Here is a 17,118-nt window from a genome sequence, read left to right on the forward strand (position 1 = left end):
TCTGGGAAAACTGCGCAGCGGTTTTCCGTCCGGAATTGCGTAAAGGCTCTAAATATCGATTTTGGCGTCCGCACCGGTTCTGCCGGCGCGGAGCCTTATAACCAGAGCTGAGGCGAGGGGTGGAATGATGGCGCGGTTTATTCGATGGCTGCTTTGCCTTTTCGGCGTGATCATCCTCGGCAGCGGCGCGTTTTACGTCATCACCGCGCCGTCGCCTTTGCCGGCGAGCCATTGGGCCAATCTCGGTGATCCAGATGTCAAGAACGGCGAGATGGTCTTCTGGGCGGGCGGCTGCACGAGCTGTCATGCCGCTCCCGGCGCGCAAGGCGACGCCAAGTTGGTGCTTTCGGGTGGTCTGGCGCTGACGAGTCCCTTCGGAACCTTCCATGTCCCGAATATCTCGCCGGATGAGAAGGCGGGGCTCGGAACCTGGACGCTTGCCGATTTCGGCAATGCCATGAAGCGCGGCGTCGGTAAAAACGGCGACCACCTCTACCCGTCCTTTCCCTACGGCTCCTACACCCGCATGAGCGACAAAGACATCAACGACCTCTGGGGCTTCCTGAAGACGTTGCCGAAGAGCAGCAATGTCGCGCCTCCGCACGAGCTGTCCTTTCCCTTCAATATTCGGCTGGCGCTGGGCGGCTGGAAGTTCCTCTATCTCAACGACCAGCCGCGCGTCGTGCTTGCCAATGCCGACGAGAGGGTCAAGCGTGGTCAGTATCTCGTGGAAGGGCCGGGCCATTGCGGCGAATGCCATACGCCACGTGACGGCCTCGGCGGCTTCGTGAGCGGCCAATGGCTGGCTGGCGCGCCCAATCCGGAGGGCAAGGGCCAGATCCCAGATATTACCCCGGATTCCAAGGCGATCGGCAGTTGGAGCGCCGGCGACATCGCCAACTACCTCGAAACCGGCTTCACCCCGGATTATGACTCGGCCGGCGGCTCGATGGCCGAAGTCCAGCAAAACATCGCCCACCTGCCGGCGACCGACCGCGAGGCGATCGCGGCCTATCTGAAGGCGTTGCCGGCGAAGTGAAGCTCAAGCGGCGCCCGAGCGCTTGGCGAGATAGAGATGCGTTTCGTAACGCAGCTCGAATACGCCGCCATGCGCGTTGATGGCATCAGCAAGCTCGGAAAGCAGCGTTTCCCGCTGATCCTCGGTCAAAAGCCGGTAGCTTGAGAGCGTCCGCAAAAGGTCGGTATAGCTTTGTGCCGTGTGCGAGCGGCTCCAGGAATAGCAATGATGCGCAGGAGCTTCGAAGTGGTCGGACTGCCGCAGCTCCCGAGCAAAGGGGCCATCCGGGAGATACCAGGCTTCCACGGGCGGGCCGGCGAGTTGCGGGGCATGGCGGGCATAAATCTCAGCGAACTTTTCTGACAGCGGCGGTTCCGGCTTCATCGGCACATTGCCGAAGACAGCGAGCGTTCCTTCCGGCGCGAGGAGGGCGGCAGTCCTGGCGAAGCGCAATCCCGGTGAAACCCAATGGAAGGATTGTGCCGCGAATATCAGCCTGAAGCTCTCCGGCTTGCCCGGCCATGCTTCGAAGGTGGTTTGCTCGAACCGCACTCGCGGAAATTCCGCCAATCTTTCCTGAGCAACTGCAATCAGTTCCGCGCCGGGATCAAGCGCGAGAACCGAGAGGCCATGGCGAGCAAAGCCCTCAGTCGCCTGTCCGGTGCCGCAGCCGATTTCGAGAACCTGATCCTTGGCGTCCAGCCCGGCAAAATCGATGACATCGGCAAAAAGCGCATCGGAATAGAGCGGGCGGGAAGCATTGTAGAGGCTGGCGACGCCATCGAATGTGAACCGTTGTTCCAAGTCGCATCTCCAGTTGCAGATCGAAGCCGACAGCCATTTTTCTAGCGCATTTCCGGTCAAGCTTGTAGCCACAGGATTCGGCAACAGGAAAGGGTAGTCGTGGACGCAAGGGTGGCGCGGAAGGTTCCTTATTTCAGCCAATGGGAAACGCCTGACATGACGCTGGCGGTCGTGGCTGAGGGTGCACAATCGGCCTTGCTGAAGGACCCGCTCTGGGCATCATCCGGCGCAAGCAGCATCGAGGATTATGCCCGCTGGGCCGGCAATCTCTGTGGCATGGCCTGCCTGAAGATGGTGCTTGCCGCCCGCACCGGCAAAACCATCCCGATCATGGATCTGGCAATGGGCTGCCGGGATTATGGCGGCTATGTCGAGGAGGCGGATGGCCGGATCAAGGGATTAATCTATGCGCCGTTCGTCCCATTCGTTAAGGCTCGCTTCGATCTGGATGCCCGGGTCGTCACTGGGATTTCCGTCGCCGACATCGCTGATATCCTCGACCAGTCGGAGTTCTTCATCGCGTCGGTGCATCATTCGATCCGCTGGCCAGAGACCGAGCCGCCGGCCAAAGGCGGCCATCTCGTGCTGGTGACGGCCATCGACGGAAACAGCATCCGCTTCCACAATCCCTCCGGTCACGTCGATGCGACGCGCGAGGATGCAGAGATGCCGCTGGAGGTATTCGAGAGGTTCTTTGCAGGCCGCGGGATCGCCATCGATCGCTAAAGCATTTCCAGGCACATACCAGAAAAGCGCTATAGTGAGTCTTCGAAGGCGATCCTCTTAAAGGCCGGCATCAGGCCAGAGCCTGCAGGTAGCGCATACCGGTGACCGGACGCGGCTTGAAATCCATGTTTTCGTAGAAGCGGTGGGCCTGGAGATTCCCCGTCGCGGCGCCGACCGAAAGATAGCTGCAGCCGGCCTTGCGGGCGATATCGCGGGCGCGGTCGACGAGATGCTGCCCGACGCCATGGCCGCGATGGCCGTCACGCACGAAGAGATGGTGCAGATCCATGCCACGCTGTCCCTCTTGCGCCTTGTAGAGCGGCACGAGGATGGCGTAGCCGATCAGCCCCTGTTCGCCTTCGGCAACAAGCGCCGTGATCCACGGCATAGGACCGAAGAGATCGCGCTCAAGCTGCTCGGGCGTGGTGCCGGAGGGGTCGCCATGATGGGCGGCGAGCAGCCGGATCATGTCGTTGAGCTCAGGCAGGTCGCGCGGCTGCGCATTGCGAATGGTCAGAACCGGAGGGCGGAGAAGTGAGATGTCGCTATCGTCTAGCATGGCATTTTGCGTCCTTGTTTTTCAAATGAGCCGTCAGGACGCTGCCGATACAACAAAGCCGCCTGACGGCGGCTTGTTGACATATGATCTGTCTTGGCCGCCCTCTACAGGTACAGCCAAAAATACGAGCAATTATGGAGCGCGTGCGTGATCATGGGCGCATCAATGATCTGGTTCAGCGCGTTTGTCAATGGGGCCTCAATGCTCGTGTTCGCACAGGCCGTGATCGGAGAGTGCGCGAATGACATAGCAGTCTTCGATGCTGTGGCCGTCGCAATGCGAAACGATGCGCTCCAGTTCGTGCTCCAGCTTCTTCAGGCGTGCGATCTTGGTACGAACGTCATCGAGATGCTCCTTGGCGATACGGTCGGCGCCGACGCAGGGACGGTCCGGATGCTGGCTGAGCGAGATCAGCTCCTTGATGGCGTCGATCGTCAGGCCGAGGTCGCGGCCGTGGCGGATAAAGGCGAGGCGCTCAAGATCGGCTTTGGAATAACGCCGCTGATTGCCTTCGCTGCGTTCCGGCTCCGAGATCAACCCCATCTGCTCGTAATAACGGATCGTCGGCACTTTCACGCCGGTCCGCCTGGATAGATCGCCGATCGTCAGCATTGCATGCCTCTCCAATACCTCTAGTCTCTAGAGAAATATATGCGGCTGTCGGCGCAAAATTGCAAGGTCAGGTGGAGCGCTAACCGGCCCCGGATAGTCCTCCGGCTTTTTCATTGCCCAGGCCGTCGCCGCAAGAAGGTGCTTCCAATGTGTCGTCATTAATACTATACCCCCCTATATTATAATTGAGGCCACGATGTCCCATACTATTCGTCAGCAAGCCAAGCTCCTCTCACGCGTCCGCCGCCTCAAAGGGCAGATGGAAGCGGTGGAGCGGGCGCTCGAGGCCGAGCGTCCCTGCGGGGAAATCTTGCAGTTGCTCGCCTCCATTCGCGGCGCCCTGACGGGACTGACCGGGGAGGTTCTGGAAGACCATCTGCAGGAGCATGTGCTGCATGCCGAAAGCGAAGAGGCCCGTCGTCAGGCGGTGGATGAGATAGCCGACGTGCTGAAGACCTATCTGCGGTGACCAAAGCATGTCGCGCAAAAGTGTGCGGCGGTTTTGCGATAACGACATGCGAAAAATCGAAGGCATAAAACGCTAGGAGCGCATCTGAAAGATCGCGACGCGTTTTATGGTTTCAGGCGTTCAACGAGAAAGTAAAGTCATGAGTATTTCCTCCGAAATGGGCCACAGCCACGTTTTTCTGGGCTCCGACCACCAGCGTAACGAACGCCGCATCTGGCTCGTTATCGCGCTCACAGCGGTCATGATGGTGGTCGAGATCGGCGCGGGCACGATCTATGGCTCGATGGCGCTGCTCGCCGATGGCTGGCATATGTCGACCCATGTCAGCGCCATGCTGATCTCGGCGCTTGCCTATCTCTACGCCCGCCGGCATGTGCATAATGCACGCTTTACCTTCGGCACCGGCAAGTTCGGCGATCTCGCGGGCTTTGCCAGCGCGATCGTGCTCGCGCTGATCGCGCTGATCATGGGCTGGGAGAGTATTCTGAGATTGCTCGACCCGGTGGCGATCAACTTCCGGGAAGCCATTGCCATTGCTGTTGTCGGCTTTATCGTCAATCTCGTCAGCGCATGGCTTCTGCGCGACGATCACAGCCATCACCACCACGGCCATGCCGGCCACGGGCACAGCCATGGCCACGCCCACGATCATGACCATCATCACGAGCATGGTGACGATCATCACCACCACGATCATGGTCAAAAAGGTGGTAGGGATAACAATCTGCGCTCTGTCTATGTCCATGTCATCGCCGACGCGATGACCTCGGTTCTCGCCATCATGGCCCTGCTGCTCGGCAGCCGTTTCGGCTGGACCTTCCTCGATCCGATCATGGGCATTGTCGGCGGCCTGGTCATTCTGCAATGGGCATGGAGCCTGCTGCGTAGTTCCGGCGCCGTTCTCCTGGATTTCATCCCGCAGGGTGAGGATCTGCCCGAGGAGATCCGTGAGGCGATCGAGACGGACGAAGATCGCATCACCGATCTCCATGTGTGGCAGGTCGGCCCCGGACATCATGCCGCGATCGTCGCGGTCGCAACGCCCGTCTCGCGCGATCCGTCCTTCTACAAGGCGCGGCTTGCCGAGATCCACGAACTCTCGCACGTGACGGTCGAAGTTACCGTCGACAAGGCGGCATAGAATCCGTTAGCAATCGGTCAGGTCAGAGGCTTGCCACATTCCTCGCATAGCCCAAGACCTGCCGATTCTGCTGGAGGCCTCTCACATGCCCACATTGCTCACGCGCCGCCGCCTCATGGCTGGCTCGGCGCTGCTTCTTCCCGCCGTGACGCTCGGCCCCGGTAGGCTTTTCGCTGAGGATAGCGGCGCATCGCCGCCTCCCGCGGCAACTGACAATTCGGCAACGCCCGACGCCGGCGGCCAGAGCCCGCAAGGCGACAGCGGAGCGCAGGACAATTCGCAGCTGTCCGACGATGTCGACAAGCAGCTTGCCGATCTGGAAAAGAAGACCGGCGGTCGTCTCGGCGTCTCCGTGCTCGATACCGAGACCAATATTTCCCTCGGCCATCGGGAAGAGGAGCATTTCCCTCTTTGCAGCACCTACAAGGCGCTTGCTGCCGGCTTCGTGCTGGCGCGCGTCGATCAGGGCACGGAAAAGCTCGACCGCCGTGTCACCTATGGCAAGGATAAGGTGGTCACCTATTCGCCGGAGACCGAAAAGCATGCCGGCGGCGATGGGATGACCATCGCCGAGCTCTGCGCAGCCGCGATCACGCTGAGCGACAATACGGCCGGCAATCTTCTGCTCGAAAGTTTCGGCGGACCTGCCGCGTTGACCTCGTGGCTGCGCACCACAGGCGATACCGAGACCCGCCTCGACCGCAACGAGCCGGATGTCAACCAGGCCGTCAAGGACGACCCTCGCGATACGACGACGCCGGATGCGATGCTGGATTCGATCGGCCTTCTGACACTCGGCAATACGCTGTCGGAAACATCGAGGGATCAGCTGGTCAACTGGCTGGTCGCCAACACGACGGGCAACAACCGCTTGCGCGCGGGCTTGCCGAAGGATTGGAAGGTCGGCGATAAGACCGGCACAGGCAACAACGGTTCCTATGCCGATATCGCCGTCATCTGGCCGCCGGATCGGGGTGCGATCTTGGTTACGACCTTTGTTGCCGAGGCGACCGCGCCTGCAAAGGATGTAGAGGCGGTGTTTGCCGAGATCGGCAAGATCGTCATCGACATGGTAGGGCAATAGCGAGATATCGCTAATGAAAACAATAGGATGCGAGCGATATGTGAATCAGCTCGGCATTGCCTTCAAGTGGTTTGGCAATTGACTAAGACGAGCGCCAGTGTCGAGGCCGCACTGTTCGTTTCCTGATCGCTATCACCATCGGCATTGCCGGCGCCGAGCTTCTGCTTGATCTCATCGGCAATCTGGTCGTTGATTGCCTTCTGCTCGTCGGCCGGCAAGGACTTGAACGAATCTTCCGTCAGGCCATGTGCCTCGAGATATTGAGCGCGGATCTTCTGGGAAGGAGTCATATTCGCCCATTTGGCAAACTCCTCGAGAATATCCTGATCGGATTGCCCGCTAGACGATGCCGAGCTGCTTCCGTCTGCAGCCGTCGCGCTATTCTGATCGCTGCCACCATCCGATGTCGAGGACGAGTCGCTGCCGAACTGGCTGAGCCACAGGCCGGATGAAATGGAGGAGGGGACACCGCTGGACGCGATGGAGGGCCCCTGCGAATCATCCTGCTGGCCGTCGCTATCATCAGGCAGCGAGAAGGGCGTGCTGTCGTCGCCGTCGCTGCTCTGCGAGCTGCGGATCGGCGTGCTGAAATAGTTTTGAGTGCTGCTGTGCACTTTCATCGCAATATCTCCCCAGCGGTTGCGAGGACGATGACTCTGCAAGCCTGTGTGGAGCTTATCGCTCAAGCTTCCTCAAGTGCCGCAGAAAGTCTGAAGCACCCGTTCCGTCGGCAGTGGCGGCTCGGCAAAAGACGCAAAAGCAGGCTGATCCTGATAAGGAGTTGCCAGCACCTTCAGCAACGCTTCAAACAATGAGAAATCGCCATCCTCGACCGCAGCTCGGATGGCCTGCTCGATTCGGTGATTGCGGGGAATGAAGGCCGGATTGACCTTGCGCATCGCCGCCGCCCGTATTGCCGGCGTCTGCGGATCGCGAGCAAGCCGCTCCCGCCAGCGTTCGAGCCAAGGTGCTGCTGCTTGCGGATCGTTGAACGTGGCGGCAAAATCTGTCACCTCGTCGTCTGCGGTGAGTGCCGCAAGTTGGCGGAAGGTGAGGGTGAAATCAGCGCCCTGCTGCATCGTCGCCAACAGCGACTGGATCAGCTCGAGATCGCCGTCTTCCTCGCTCGCAAGCCCGATCTTGGCGCGCATGCCGGTAAGCCAATAGGCCTGAAAACGTTCGCCATAAGCTTTGATGACCGTGTTCGCTAGATCGATTGCCGCATCGACGGAGGGGTCGATCAGCGGAATCAGCGTTTCGCCGAGGCGCGCCAGATTCCATTGGCCAATGGCCGGCTGGTTGGCATAGGCATAGCGGCCGTTGCGGTCGATGGACGAGAACACGGTCGCCGGATCATAGGCATCCATGAAGGCGCAGGGGCCGAAATCGATCGTCTCGCCCGATACGGTCATATTGTCGGTGTTCATCACGCCGTGGATGAAGCCGACATGCAGCCAGCGCGCGATCAATGAAGCTTGCCGATCGGCTACGGCTTCCAGCAGTGCAAGATAAGGGTTCTTGCGGTCTCTGATTTCCGGGTAATGCCGGGCAATGACGTGATCCGCCACGGTCCGCACGCTCTCCGTATCGCCCCGCGCCGCAAAGAACTGGAAGGTGCCGACGCGGATATGACTTGCCGCCACGCGGGTAAATACCGCACCAGGCAGCACCTCTTCGCGATAGACAGGCTCGCCTGATATCACGGCAGCAAGCGCCCGCGTTGTCGGAATGCCGAGCGCATGCATGGCCTCGCTGACAATATATTCACGCAGAACCGGGCCGAGTGCCGCGCGCCCATCGCCGCGGCGGGAAAACGGCGTTGGCCCCGAACCCTTCAGCTGGATGTCGCGGCGCTTGCCGCTGCGATCCTTCACCTCGCCGAGAAGGATGGCACGGCCGTCGCCGAGCTGGGGAACGAAATTGCCGAACTGATGGCCGGCATAGGCCATGGCAATCGGCCGCGATCCCGGCAGCAGCTCGTTGCCCGAAAAGATCGCCGCCGCATTTTGCTTCAGCGTTTCCACATCCAGCCCGAGTTCCCGTGCCAGCACCTCGTTGAATTTGATCAACTGCGGTGCGGCAACCGGCGTCGGCGCCTGATCCGCGAAAAACTGCGGCGGCAGGCGCGCGTAGCTGTTGTCGAAGGCGACCGTCGGCGCCCGAAGCGCGGCATCATCGTGAAGAGGAGAGCTCATGCTCCTAAAGTAGGGCTGACCGGGTGGCGGCGCAAGGCGCTTGCCCCAGGTAGGAAATCATCCTACTTTATCCTACCAGATGAGGAATTTGCGATGAACGAGAAACTGAGTATCTCTCTCCCGAGCGAAATGGTTGCCGCGATCAAGGCCCGTGTCGATGCGGGCAGCTATGCCTCTACGAGCGAGGTGTTACGGGCGGCAGTCCGGGTCTGGCTACGGGAAGAAGAGGAATATCAGCAGCGGATTGCCGCGATCCGACAGAGAGTGAAAACATCGCTCGATGATCCCAGGCCGAATTTAAGTCTGCAGGATGTAGACGATTGGATCGAGACGCTGGGGGCGGAAAAACAATAACCGTATGAGCGATTTCTGTCGTATTTCGCGAAGCGGCGAAAGCTGATCTTCAGTCATATTCGACTACGTGTTGGAGCAAAGTAAAAGCAGGGGCGCGGCAGAGATTACGCAGCCCTCGTGGCGCGCCCCTAGCCGTTTTCCAACTCCCGCGCCATCTCCGCAAGCTTGCGCACCGTATTGAGATTTCTCGACGTTCCCGCCTTCAGCGCCGGCAGCTTCAGCTTCGATCGTCCCGAGCCATCGGGATAATGCACGTAGATTTCGCGGCCGGCGATATGCACTTCCTCGCCGCCGGGTGCGACGAGTTTGTCGAGTGCATCCGCCGGTGCAGCCTCCTGTAGGAAAGTCACCAGCAGGTAGTTCGGCTTGGCATGCGGGAAGGGCGAATTATCAGCCGCCCTTTCCAGAGCCTCGCGGCCGCGCAGGATCACGCCCGGAGACTTGCCCATCTTGGCCGCCAGCGCCTGTTCGAGCCGAGCCTGCACCGTCGCCTCGTCCTCTCCCGCGCGGAAGACCACGTTTCCGCTCTGGATATAGGTGCGCACATCCTGAAAGCCGATCTCTTCGCACAGGGTCTTGAGATCGGCCATGGATAGCATGCCGGTGCCGCCGACATTGACGGCACGCAGGAGGGCGACGAAAACAGTCATGGCTTCCTCCGCTGTTCGGCCTACATCTTCTCGGCGACCTTGACGGCGAAGGCATATTCGAACGCCACCTCCTCCAGGCGCTGGAAGCGGCCGGAAGCGCCGCCATGGCCGGCATCCATGTTCGTCTTCAGGAGAATAGGCGCGTTGCTCGTCGTCTTGTCGCGTAGCTTGGCGACCCACTTGGCCGGTTCCCAATAGGTGACGCGCGGATCGGTGAGGCCGCCGAGCGCGAGGATCGGCGGGTAGGGCTTCTCGCCGACGTTGTCGTAGGGACTATAGGCGGCGATCTGCTCGTACTCTTCCTTGCTCTCGATCGGATTGCCCCATTCCGGCCATTCCGGCGGCGTCAGCGGCAGCGTGTCGTCGAGCATCGTGTTGAGCACGTCGACGAAGGGCACGGCGGCGACGATGCCGGCGAATTTCTCCGGCGCCATGTTGGCGATGGCGCCCATCAGCATGCCGCCGGCCGATCCGCCCTCGGCAATGATCTTCGCGTAAGAGGTGAACTTCTCCTGATTCAAATAGTCGGCGGCTGCGATGAAGTCCTTGAAGGTATTGGTCTTCTTTTCCATCTTGCCGTCTTCGTACCAGGCGAAACCCTTATCCTTGCCGCCGCGGATATGGGCGATGGCATAGACGAAGCCGCGGTCTGCAAGCGACAGGCAGTTGGTGTTGAAACCGGCCGGGATGGTAACGCCATAGGCGCCGTAACCATAGAGAAGGCAGGGGGCTGAGCCGTCGAGAGGCGTGTCCTTGCGATAAAGCAGCGTCACCGGCACGGTCTCGCCATCCCATGCGGGTGCGAAGACGCGGCGCGTCACATAGTCTTCCGGATTGTGGCCAGAGGGCACTTCCTGCGTCTTCAGCAGGGTGCGCTCGCGCGTCACCATATTGTAATCGTAGAGCTGGCTCGGCGTCGTCATCGAGGAATAGGAGAAGCGGATGACATCCGTATCGTATTCCGCCGCGCCCTGCAGGCCGAGTGCATAGGCTTCCTCTTCGAAGGCGATCGCGTATTCTTCGCCAGTGCGGCGGTCGCGGATGACGATGCGCGGCAGGCCGTCCTTGCGCTCCAGCCAGAGGAGATGGCGGGCATAGGCGAGATGGCTGAGGATCAGAGTGCCCGGCTTATGGGGCACGACCTCACGCCAGTTTTCCTTGCCTGGGTTCTCCGCCGGCGCTTCCATGATCTTGAAATCCTTGGCGTCGCCGTCATTGGTGAGAATGTAGAAGACGTCGCCGCCCTCGCTGATCTCATATTCGATCTCGGTTTCGCGCTCGGCCACGATCTTGGGCTCGGCGGTCAGATCCGAGGTCGGGATGATGCGGTATTCGCTGGTCTCATGATCGTGGATGTCGATGAAGATGTAATCGTCGAGCAGCGAGCCGCCGACGCCCATGAAGAAGCCCGGATCCTCCTCCTCATAGACGAGCCGGTCGTCCGACTGCGGTGTGCCGATGATGTGATGGAAGATCTTCGAAGGGCGATGGTTCTCGTCTTGCAGCGTGTAGAAGAAGCTCTTGCCGTCGGGCGCCCAGACGGCATCGCCGCCGGTGTTCTCGATCACGTCGGGTAGATCTTCGCCGGTCTCGAAATTGCGGATCTTCAGCGTGAAATATTCAGAACCCTTGTCGTCATAGCCCCAGATGCCGAGGCTGTGATCGGAGGAGTGATCGAGGCCTGAAAGGCGGAAATAGGATTTTCCCTCGTTCTCCTTGTCACCATTCAGCAGCAGCTTGCGTTCGCCGCCGTTGCGCGGTTCGCGGAAGAAGTGGGGCTGTTCGCCGCCGGTAACGAAAAGCGTGCCGTAAGCGTAGGGCCCATCCTTCATCGGTATCGAGCTGTCGTCTTCCTTGATGCGGCCCTTCATCTCGGCAAAGAGAACCTTCTGCAGCTCCTTCGTGTCCGCCATTGCGGCGTTCATGTAGGTATTCTCCGCCTCCAGGTGTAACCGGATTTCCGGCGCCAGGATCGACGGGTCCTTGAACATCGCCTGCCAGTTGTCGGCCCGCAGCCACGCATAATCGTCGGTGCGGCTAATGCCGTGACGTGTATCCGTAAATGGCTTCTTCGGAGCTGCAGGCGGGGTGGGGAGATTCTTGAAAACTGACACGGGGGGCGCTTTCTTTGATGTGAAAGTCGGATGTGAAGTGAAGAGAGAAATAGAGGGCAGCGAGGTGAGGTTCAAGCGGCAAGTCTGTTCCTCAAGCTTCATGCAAGCAGCCGATATTAATCTTACTGAGCCCGGCAGCTTGTGGGAGACCCATCGGGGCGCTGCCTTGATGAGACCACATTCTTTATCGAAGTCGGCATACAGTGCGTCGACATAAAGGCGGTCAAAGCCTTCTCTGATGGAGTGAACGCACTCAAATCCAAAACAAAGCAAGGGACCGGTCTTCATGCTGAAACTCTTCGCCATCCTGATTCCACTGGCTAGTGTCGCCACCTCCGCCTTCGCCGTCGATGCGGCTATCAAGAAGCAGTTGGAGAAGCTCGATCCGTCGGAACGAATGGAACAGGCGTGCGACGCAGAGGCCATGAAGCGCATCGGCACGGACAAGACGGGTTTCAAGCCGGACAAGGTGATCGCCTATACATTCGGCGATCCGGATATGCAGCCGGATGCCATGAATGCGCCCGGCGCGGTCTTTCGCAGCAAGGGTGACTGGTATCACCTCTCATATACATGCGTGACCGGGCCGCAGCACATCCATGTCCGCGATCTAAGCTATCAAATCGGCGACAAGGTGCCGCGCGAGGCCTGGCAGGAGCATTATCTTTACGATTGAGCACCCGGATGAAGTATCAGGGCCGCCTCGGACATCACGTCATGGCGGCCATGCTCCGCCCCAGATTTTTTAGGCGCCTTATCGCCGTCTCAGCGATTCCACACGCGTCAACTCCGACAGGATGTGTTCCTGCACATCGGGTGGCTGCCGACAAACGGCGTCCGTCAGGTCTCGCAGCGTCGCTCTGAGGCTGTGAAGCTGGTCCACCAGATCTATGACGACATCGACGCCAGGTTCATTGACGCCCATCGCGCTGCTGAGATCGAGGATGAGCTGGCCGCGCGCAATGTCGGCGTCGTGGAAGTTGCGGCCCTCATCCGTGACTTCGGGCACGACCCAGCCTTGAGATATCCAGACTTCCAGCACCGTGGTTTCGATCCGGAGGTGAAGTCGAAACTCGTTCTCGTTCATCGCTTATCCTCCCATGGTCTTTCTGGGATCTTGCTCCTTGCCTGCCTCCCATTCGGAAACGAAGCGCGTCAGCTCGGCGTCCGGCGCATCTGGCAGGACGATCTTCAGCGAGACATAGGCATCGCCGTTGTCCTTGCCGCGCACGGGCGCGCCCTTGCCCTTCAAACGCAGCACCTTGCCCGTATTGGAGTTCGGCGGCAGCGTGACGGTGACAGCTCCGGACGGCGTCGGGACGCGAATCTTGCCGCCGAGCACAGCTTCGGCCAGCGAGATCGGCACTTCCAACCGGATATCGTCGCCATCGCGGGTATAGAAGCGGTGCGGGCGAACATGTACCGCAATCAGTGCATCTCCCGGCTTGCCGCCGTTGAAACCTGGATCACCCTTGCCCTTCAGCCGAAGCGTTTGCCCATCGCGCGTTCCCGGTGGAATTTGAACGTCCAGCGCAGGCCCGTCCGGCAAGCTGATCTGCTTCTTGGCGCCATTGATGGCGTCGAGAAAATCGACTTCCATCGTATAGTGACGGTCTTGACCCTGCATTTGCGATTGGCCTCGGCTGCGACGCGAGAAGAAGCTGGAGAATATATCGTCGGCATCGCCAAAATCGGCAAAGCCGCCCGCATTCTGATAGCGGCCGCGCTGGCCTTCCTGCGCTGCATAATCGCGGTAGTAGTTGCGCGGCGCCTGTTCGGCGCCACTGCTGTCGATTTCGCCGCGGTCGAACCGCGCACGCTTCTCCTCGTCGCCGAGGATGCCATAGGCGGCCGAGACCTCCTTGAATTTGTCCTCGGCCTGCTTGTCGCCGGGGTTGAGGTCCGGATGCAGCTTCTTGGCAAGCTTGCGATAGGCGCTTTGAATATCCTTTTGCGGGGCGTCCCGCTTTACGCCCAAAATTTCATAGGGATCGCGACTCATACATGTCTCTCTTTAGGAGCACGGAAAAATACGCAGATAGTGTCACGCCAATCTCATATCAATCGTAGCATAGACGCGATGAGGTTGAAGCCCGTTTCACGCCTGATGCATTTCCGATGTGAAATGGCATAATGCCGCCAGTCCGTCATATTTCCGGCGTGTTGCCGGATGATGGCGGGCATTGCGGTTAGGAATGGCATCATCTTTCTGCCGCCAGATTTCGTTTGCTTGATCGATCCGGTGGCCGCCTGATGAAACGCCTTTTTCTGACATCCATGCTCTTGTTTGCCGCAAAGCTTGCTTTTGCCGCCCAGCCCGAGCAGCCGCCTGCCGGTTGGCCGCAGCTGCCGCCGAAGGCGCCGGTTTCGAAGATCAAGCTCGTGGAGCCGCATCTGCACGTCGATCGTGCCGGCAAGGGCGCGCCCCGCATCGCGCTCACCTTCGATGCCTGCATGGGCAAGACCGATCCGCGCATTCTGAGCACCCTTGTCGATCAGCGCATTCCGGCGACGATCTTCGTCACCGCGCGCTGGCTGCGCACCAACCCGGACGCATTGAAGGTCTTCCTCGCCCATCCGGACCTCTTCGAACTGGAAAATCACGGGCAGAACCATATTCCGGCCGTCGATATCCCGGCCAAGGTTTACGGTATCGCCGCTGCTGGCTCGCCGCAGGCGGTCGCCCAGGAGGTAAAGGGCGGTGCGGACGCCATGATCGCAGCCGGCATTGCGCAGCCGCACTGGTTCCGCGGCGCGACCGCGAAATACACGCCTGCCGCCATCATGCAGATCCGCGGCATGGGCTATCGGATCGCCGGCTACTCGGTGAATGGCGACAGCGGTTCGCTGCTGCCGGCCAAGATGGTGGAAAAGCAATATGCCTCCGCCAAGGACGGCGATGTCATCATCTCCCACATCAACCAACCGACGCATGCGGCAGGCGAGGGTGTCGCGGCCAGCATCCTCGCGCTAAAGGCCAGGGGCGTCGATTTCGTTCGTCTGCAGGATATTCCCGAAAAAGGCGACGACGACACGACCAACTGAGCGGTTGAGTGCTCAAGCAATTCCAGGAAAAGTGCGCAGCGGTTTTCCGTCCGAAATTATGTGAAAACAAAAAGATAGAGCGGTTCGGAGATTCGATGAAAAACTGAACCGCCTCTAGCCCGGCAATTGCGGCTGCGTTTTTTCCTCGATGAAAAGTTCGTCGATGACAGTCATGACGATCAGCGACAGCGGCAGCGCCAGCATGGCGCCGACCGCGCCCCACATCCATGTCCAGAAGATGATGGCTAAAAAGACGACGAAGGGATTGAGCTCCCATTGGCGACCCATGATCGCTGGAAAGACGAGGTTTTCCACGGTCAGGTGCACTGCGAAGAAGGCGACAGCCGGCGCGAGGCCGAAAATGATGTCCGAATGCGTGATAATGCCGGCGATCGCAAGCGCGATCGTCATGGTCGTGACGCCGAGGAATGGGATGAAGCTGGATACGAAGGCGAAAGCGCCCCATAGCACTGGCACGCTCATGCCGCCGACATAGGCGATAAAGATCATTGCGAGGCCGATCCCGGCATAAATCAGCGAAGCAGTGGCGAAATAAAACCCCAGCACCCGCTCTACGGAATTGATGATGCGGATGGCATTCAGTCGAGACGTCCTGCTGGAAAAGGTCATGATGATCGTCTTGCGCAGGCTTACCCTCCCGGCAAGGAATAGAAGCAGGGCCGCAAAGAAGATCAGGATCTGCACGATGGCAGGTGTCAGACTGGTGGAGACGACATGCAGCACGTTGCCGCTGTTCTCCAGCAGAGTGCTGATCGACATCGAGCTGCCTTGAAAGGTTGTGGATGAAATGTGCAGCCATGGAAACCGGTCGAGATAGGGCATCAGCCGGTCGGATGTGCGCTGGAAGAAGTCGGGCGCCTGCTGTGCGAGCTTGGCGACCGGTCCGGCGAGCGCATTGATGATGAGAAAGATCACAAGCGCAACGCTGGATGAAAGAATGATGGCATTCAGAACGCGGGGAATGCCGAGCTTGCTGAGCCTTTCGGCCGCCAAGCCGAGAATCATCCCGACGACGACGGCAAGCGTCACCGGAATGAGGATCAGCGACATCATGTAAACGGCGGTGAAGGCCAGCATCAGGAAGATGCCGATCGTCGCCCACGAGGCAGCAATGTCGAGCTTGTCGCGTCCTCGCTGGTCTGAGAGACCGAAAATTTCCGTTTCGTCGTCTTGTGCACGAGATGCTTTGCGATCGATCCCCTGGCCGGCATCCTGCGACGCGGTTGCTGCATCCGATCGGCCGGCGGTGATTTTGTCGAATTCCATCCCCGGAAAGTTCCCCGAAGGCAGGATTGCCTCACCACTTCAACGCGAAAAAGCCCGCCGCGGTTCCGCAACGGGCTTGTCGAATGGCGGTTGAGTCGGAAAAGTCAAGCGATGAGATTAAGTCCGATACCCCATGGGTCGCGCAGCGATACGCCGCCGTCGCGCTTCTCCGTCCTGATTTCGTGCTGCTCCAGGGCGGCGACGGCCTTATCCAAGGCTGCCTTGTCGTTGAAGCGCAACGTATAGTCGGAAAGACCGGTCATATGTTCGCTGCGGACGCCGGCGCCGCGGCTGTTCCAGGTATTGGCGCCGAGATGATGGTGATAGCCGCCGGTCGCAAGGAAGGTCGCGCCAGGATAGCGCGCCGCCATGACCTTCATGCCGAGGACGTCTCGATAGAAGGCATTGGCTTCGGCGACATCGCCAACCTGCAGATGGATATGGCCGATGGCCGACCCTTCGGCCATACCATCCCAGCGATCCTGCGGCGCGCTTTCGTAGAGCTTCTGCAGATCAAGCCGGAGCGTCGCCATCTCGACCGTACCGTCATCGTGGAAGGTCCATTCCTCATGCGGGCGATCGGCGTAGATTTCGATGCCGTTGCCTTCGGGGTCGGACAGATAGATGGCCTCGCTGACGATATGGTCCGAAGCGCCTTCCAGCACCACATTTTCATGGGCGGCATGCCGGAGCCAGCGGGCAAGCTCGACACGGCTCGGCAGCAGGAAAGCAGTATGGAACAGACCGGCGGCCGTTGTCGGTGCACGCACAGCCGCCCGATCGGTCGTTAGCGTCAGAAGGGGAAGACCGGCCGCGCCCAGAACTTCGCCGCTTGCAGTCTTTTCAATGACCTTCAGACCAAGCATATCCTGATAGAAGCGGGACACGAGCGGCAGATCGGTAACGACGAGATGGGACTGGCCGACATAGGCGGGACGGGTCAGGGCGTAGGAGGGGGCAGTTTCGGTCATGGTGTTAGTTCCAAACTTGGGATGGAGTCTTGAAAAGGCAACCGGCGTCGGCGGCAAGGGCCGCCCGTGATGAACAGGAAGGTTTCGCC

The 17,118-nt window shown here is 59.9% G+C and carries 19 protein-coding genes; 8 read left to right on the plus strand and 11 right to left on the minus strand.

Going from position 1 to position 17,118, the window contains the following annotated elements:
- Positions 1-124 precede the first annotated feature (124 nt).
- Positions 125-1,039 (plus strand): c-type cytochrome, encoded by a 915-nt coding sequence (locus tag AC13RM_RS05525; RefSeq protein ID WP_285176493.1) that lies wholly within the window; start codon positions 125-127, stop codon positions 1,037-1,039.
- Between the two features lie 3 nt (positions 1,040-1,042).
- Here AC13RM_RS05525 and AC13RM_RS05530 read toward each other — a convergent pair whose 3' ends face one another.
- On the minus strand, positions 1,043-1,822 hold the full coding sequence (locus AC13RM_RS05530; RefSeq protein ID WP_285176494.1) for a class I SAM-dependent methyltransferase: 780 nt from the start codon (positions 1,820-1,822) through the stop codon (positions 1,043-1,045).
- A 156-nt stretch (positions 1,823-1,978) separates the two neighbouring features.
- Between AC13RM_RS05530 and AC13RM_RS05535 the strand changes: the two genes are divergently transcribed.
- A complete protein-coding gene (locus tag AC13RM_RS05535; protein WP_488554823.1) occupies positions 1,979-2,548 on the plus strand; it encodes a C39 family peptidase in 570 nt (189 codons plus the stop codon).
- Positions 2,549-2,618: 70 nt separating this feature from the next.
- Here the strand turns inward: AC13RM_RS05535 and AC13RM_RS05540 are convergent, their stop codons facing one another.
- Together AC13RM_RS05540 and AC13RM_RS05545 are read right to left on the minus strand one after the other, a co-directional pair.
- A complete protein-coding gene (locus AC13RM_RS05540; RefSeq protein ID WP_285176496.1) occupies positions 2,619-3,107 on the minus strand; it encodes a GNAT family N-acetyltransferase in 489 nt (162 codons plus the stop codon).
- Positions 3,108-3,305: 198 nt separating this feature from the next.
- On the minus strand, positions 3,306-3,719 hold the full coding sequence (locus tag AC13RM_RS05545; RefSeq protein WP_285176497.1) for a MerR family transcriptional regulator: 414 nt from the start codon (positions 3,717-3,719) through the stop codon (positions 3,306-3,308).
- A gap of 196 nt (positions 3,720-3,915) precedes the next feature.
- Here AC13RM_RS05545 and dmeR point away from each other — a divergent pair, with 196 nt between their 5' ends.
- The 3 genes from dmeR (at position 3,916) to bla (ending at position 6,413) form a co-directional block, all read left to right on the plus strand.
- Positions 3,916-4,188: a Ni(II)/Co(II)-sensing transcriptional repressor DmeR gene (gene dmeR / locus AC13RM_RS05550; protein ID WP_015339187.1), complete on the plus strand. Its 273-nt coding sequence runs from the start codon at positions 3,916-3,918 to the stop codon at positions 4,186-4,188.
- Positions 4,189-4,327: 139 nt separating this feature from the next.
- On the plus strand, positions 4,328-5,329 hold the full coding sequence (dmeF, locus tag AC13RM_RS05555) for a CDF family Co(II)/Ni(II) efflux transporter DmeF (RefSeq protein ID WP_285176498.1): 1,002 nt from the start codon (positions 4,328-4,330) through the stop codon (positions 5,327-5,329).
- An 85-nt stretch (positions 5,330-5,414) separates the two neighbouring features.
- Positions 5,415-6,413, plus strand: coding sequence for a class A beta-lactamase (bla, locus tag AC13RM_RS05560; RefSeq protein ID WP_488554689.1), 999 nt, complete (start codon positions 5,415-5,417; stop codon positions 6,411-6,413).
- A gap of 62 nt (positions 6,414-6,475) precedes the next feature.
- Here the strand turns inward: bla and AC13RM_RS05565 are convergent, their stop codons facing one another.
- Together AC13RM_RS05565 and AC13RM_RS05570 are read right to left on the minus strand one after the other, a co-directional pair.
- On the minus strand, positions 6,476-7,033 hold the full coding sequence (locus AC13RM_RS05565; protein WP_285176500.1) for a hypothetical protein: 558 nt from the start codon (positions 7,031-7,033) through the stop codon (positions 6,476-6,478).
- Between the two features lie 72 nt (positions 7,034-7,105).
- Entirely contained in the window at positions 7,106-8,608 is a 1,503-nt protein-coding gene (locus AC13RM_RS05570; RefSeq protein ID WP_285176501.1) for a protein adenylyltransferase SelO, read from the minus strand.
- 93 nt (positions 8,609-8,701) lie between these two features.
- Here AC13RM_RS05570 and AC13RM_RS05575 point away from each other — a divergent pair, with 93 nt between their 5' ends.
- Positions 8,702-8,962 (plus strand): ribbon-helix-helix domain-containing protein, encoded by a 261-nt coding sequence (locus AC13RM_RS05575; protein WP_285176502.1) that lies wholly within the window; start codon positions 8,702-8,704, stop codon positions 8,960-8,962.
- Between the two features lie 128 nt (positions 8,963-9,090).
- Here the strand turns inward: AC13RM_RS05575 and AC13RM_RS05580 are convergent, their stop codons facing one another.
- Both AC13RM_RS05580 and AC13RM_RS05585 read right to left on the minus strand, forming a co-directional pair.
- Positions 9,091-9,612: a DUF1697 domain-containing protein gene (locus AC13RM_RS05580; RefSeq protein ID WP_285176503.1), complete on the minus strand. Its 522-nt coding sequence runs from the start codon at positions 9,610-9,612 to the stop codon at positions 9,091-9,093.
- Between the two features lie 20 nt (positions 9,613-9,632).
- A complete protein-coding gene (locus AC13RM_RS05585; RefSeq protein ID WP_285176504.1) occupies positions 9,633-11,726 on the minus strand; it encodes a S9 family peptidase in 2,094 nt (697 codons plus the stop codon).
- A gap of 286 nt (positions 11,727-12,012) precedes the next feature.
- Between AC13RM_RS05585 and AC13RM_RS05590 the strand changes: the two genes are divergently transcribed.
- The gene (locus AC13RM_RS05590; RefSeq protein WP_113229424.1) at positions 12,013-12,402 is read left to right on the plus strand and encodes a DUF930 domain-containing protein; all 390 of its coding nucleotides are present in this window, start codon (positions 12,013-12,015) and stop codon (positions 12,400-12,402) included.
- A 78-nt stretch (positions 12,403-12,480) separates the two neighbouring features.
- Here AC13RM_RS05590 and AC13RM_RS05595 read toward each other — a convergent pair whose 3' ends face one another.
- Both AC13RM_RS05595 and AC13RM_RS05600 read right to left on the minus strand, forming a co-directional pair.
- On the minus strand, positions 12,481-12,813 hold the full coding sequence (locus tag AC13RM_RS05595; protein WP_113229425.1) for a chaperone modulator CbpM: 333 nt from the start codon (positions 12,811-12,813) through the stop codon (positions 12,481-12,483).
- Positions 12,814-12,816: 3 nt separating this feature from the next.
- Complete coding sequence (locus AC13RM_RS05600) at positions 12,817-13,728, minus strand: DnaJ C-terminal domain-containing protein (RefSeq protein ID WP_113229426.1); 912 nt, start codon at positions 13,726-13,728, stop codon at positions 12,817-12,819.
- Positions 13,729-13,979: 251 nt separating this feature from the next.
- Here AC13RM_RS05600 and AC13RM_RS05605 point away from each other — a divergent pair, with 251 nt between their 5' ends.
- Positions 13,980-14,771 carry a polysaccharide deacetylase family protein gene (locus AC13RM_RS05605; protein WP_440479106.1) on the plus strand — a complete coding sequence of 264 codons (792 nt, stop codon included), beginning with the start codon at positions 13,980-13,982 and terminating at the stop codon, positions 14,769-14,771.
- Between the two features lie 114 nt (positions 14,772-14,885).
- Here AC13RM_RS05605 and AC13RM_RS05610 read toward each other — a convergent pair whose 3' ends face one another.
- Together AC13RM_RS05610 and AC13RM_RS05615 are read right to left on the minus strand one after the other, a co-directional pair.
- The gene (locus AC13RM_RS05610) at positions 14,886-16,058 is read right to left on the minus strand and encodes an AI-2E family transporter (RefSeq protein ID WP_113229427.1); all 1,173 of its coding nucleotides are present in this window, start codon (positions 16,056-16,058) and stop codon (positions 14,886-14,888) included.
- A gap of 104 nt (positions 16,059-16,162) precedes the next feature.
- The gene (locus AC13RM_RS05615) at positions 16,163-17,029 is read right to left on the minus strand and encodes a VOC family protein (RefSeq protein WP_285173639.1); all 867 of its coding nucleotides are present in this window, start codon (positions 17,027-17,029) and stop codon (positions 16,163-16,165) included.
- Positions 17,030-17,118: the final 89 nt, after the last annotated feature.

It is taken from the genome of Martinezella sp. CNPSo 3732, assembly GCF_057784515.1.

Excerpts from the sequence above, each read along its gene's own strand:
- AC13RM_RS05525 (WP_285176493.1), top strand. The coding sequence starts at position 125 with ATGATGGCGCGGTTTATTCGATGGCTGCTTTGCCTTTTCGGCGTGATC.
- AC13RM_RS05535 (WP_488554823.1), top strand. The coding sequence starts at position 1,979 with ATGACGCTGGCGGTCGTGGCTGAGGGTGCACAATCGGCCTTGCTGAAG.
- AC13RM_RS05540 (WP_285176496.1), bottom strand. The coding sequence starts at position 3,107 with ATGCTAGACGATAGCGACATCTCACTTCTCCGCCCTCCGGTTCTGACC.
- AC13RM_RS05545 (WP_285176497.1), bottom strand. The coding sequence starts at position 3,719 with ATGCTGACGATCGGCGATCTATCCAGGCGGACCGGCGTGAAAGTGCCG.
- dmeR (WP_015339187.1), top strand. The coding sequence starts at position 3,916 with ATGTCCCATACTATTCGTCAGCAAGCCAAGCTCCTCTCACGCGTCCGC.
- dmeF (WP_285176498.1), top strand. The coding sequence starts at position 4,328 with ATGAGTATTTCCTCCGAAATGGGCCACAGCCACGTTTTTCTGGGCTCC.
- bla (WP_488554689.1), top strand. The coding sequence starts at position 5,415 with ATGCCCACATTGCTCACGCGCCGCCGCCTCATGGCTGGCTCGGCGCTG.
- AC13RM_RS05565 (WP_285176500.1), bottom strand. The coding sequence starts at position 7,033 with ATGAAAGTGCACAGCAGCACTCAAAACTATTTCAGCACGCCGATCCGC.
- AC13RM_RS05570 (WP_285176501.1), bottom strand. The coding sequence starts at position 8,608 with ATGAGCTCTCCTCTTCACGATGATGCCGCGCTTCGGGCGCCGACGGTC.
- AC13RM_RS05575 (WP_285176502.1), top strand. The coding sequence starts at position 8,702 with ATGAACGAGAAACTGAGTATCTCTCTCCCGAGCGAAATGGTTGCCGCG.
- AC13RM_RS05580 (WP_285176503.1), bottom strand. The coding sequence starts at position 9,612 with ATGACTGTTTTCGTCGCCCTCCTGCGTGCCGTCAATGTCGGCGGCACC.
- AC13RM_RS05590 (WP_113229424.1), top strand. The coding sequence starts at position 12,013 with ATGCTGAAACTCTTCGCCATCCTGATTCCACTGGCTAGTGTCGCCACC.
- AC13RM_RS05595 (WP_113229425.1), bottom strand. The coding sequence starts at position 12,813 with ATGAACGAGAACGAGTTTCGACTTCACCTCCGGATCGAAACCACGGTG.
- AC13RM_RS05600 (WP_113229426.1), bottom strand. The coding sequence starts at position 13,728 with ATGAGTCGCGATCCCTATGAAATTTTGGGCGTAAAGCGGGACGCCCCG.
- AC13RM_RS05605 (WP_440479106.1), top strand. The coding sequence starts at position 13,980 with ATGAAACGCCTTTTTCTGACATCCATGCTCTTGTTTGCCGCAAAGCTT.
- AC13RM_RS05610 (WP_113229427.1), bottom strand. The coding sequence starts at position 16,058 with ATGGAATTCGACAAAATCACCGCCGGCCGATCGGATGCAGCAACCGCG.
- AC13RM_RS05615 (WP_285173639.1), bottom strand. The coding sequence starts at position 17,029 with ATGACCGAAACTGCCCCCTCCTACGCCCTGACCCGTCCCGCCTATGTC.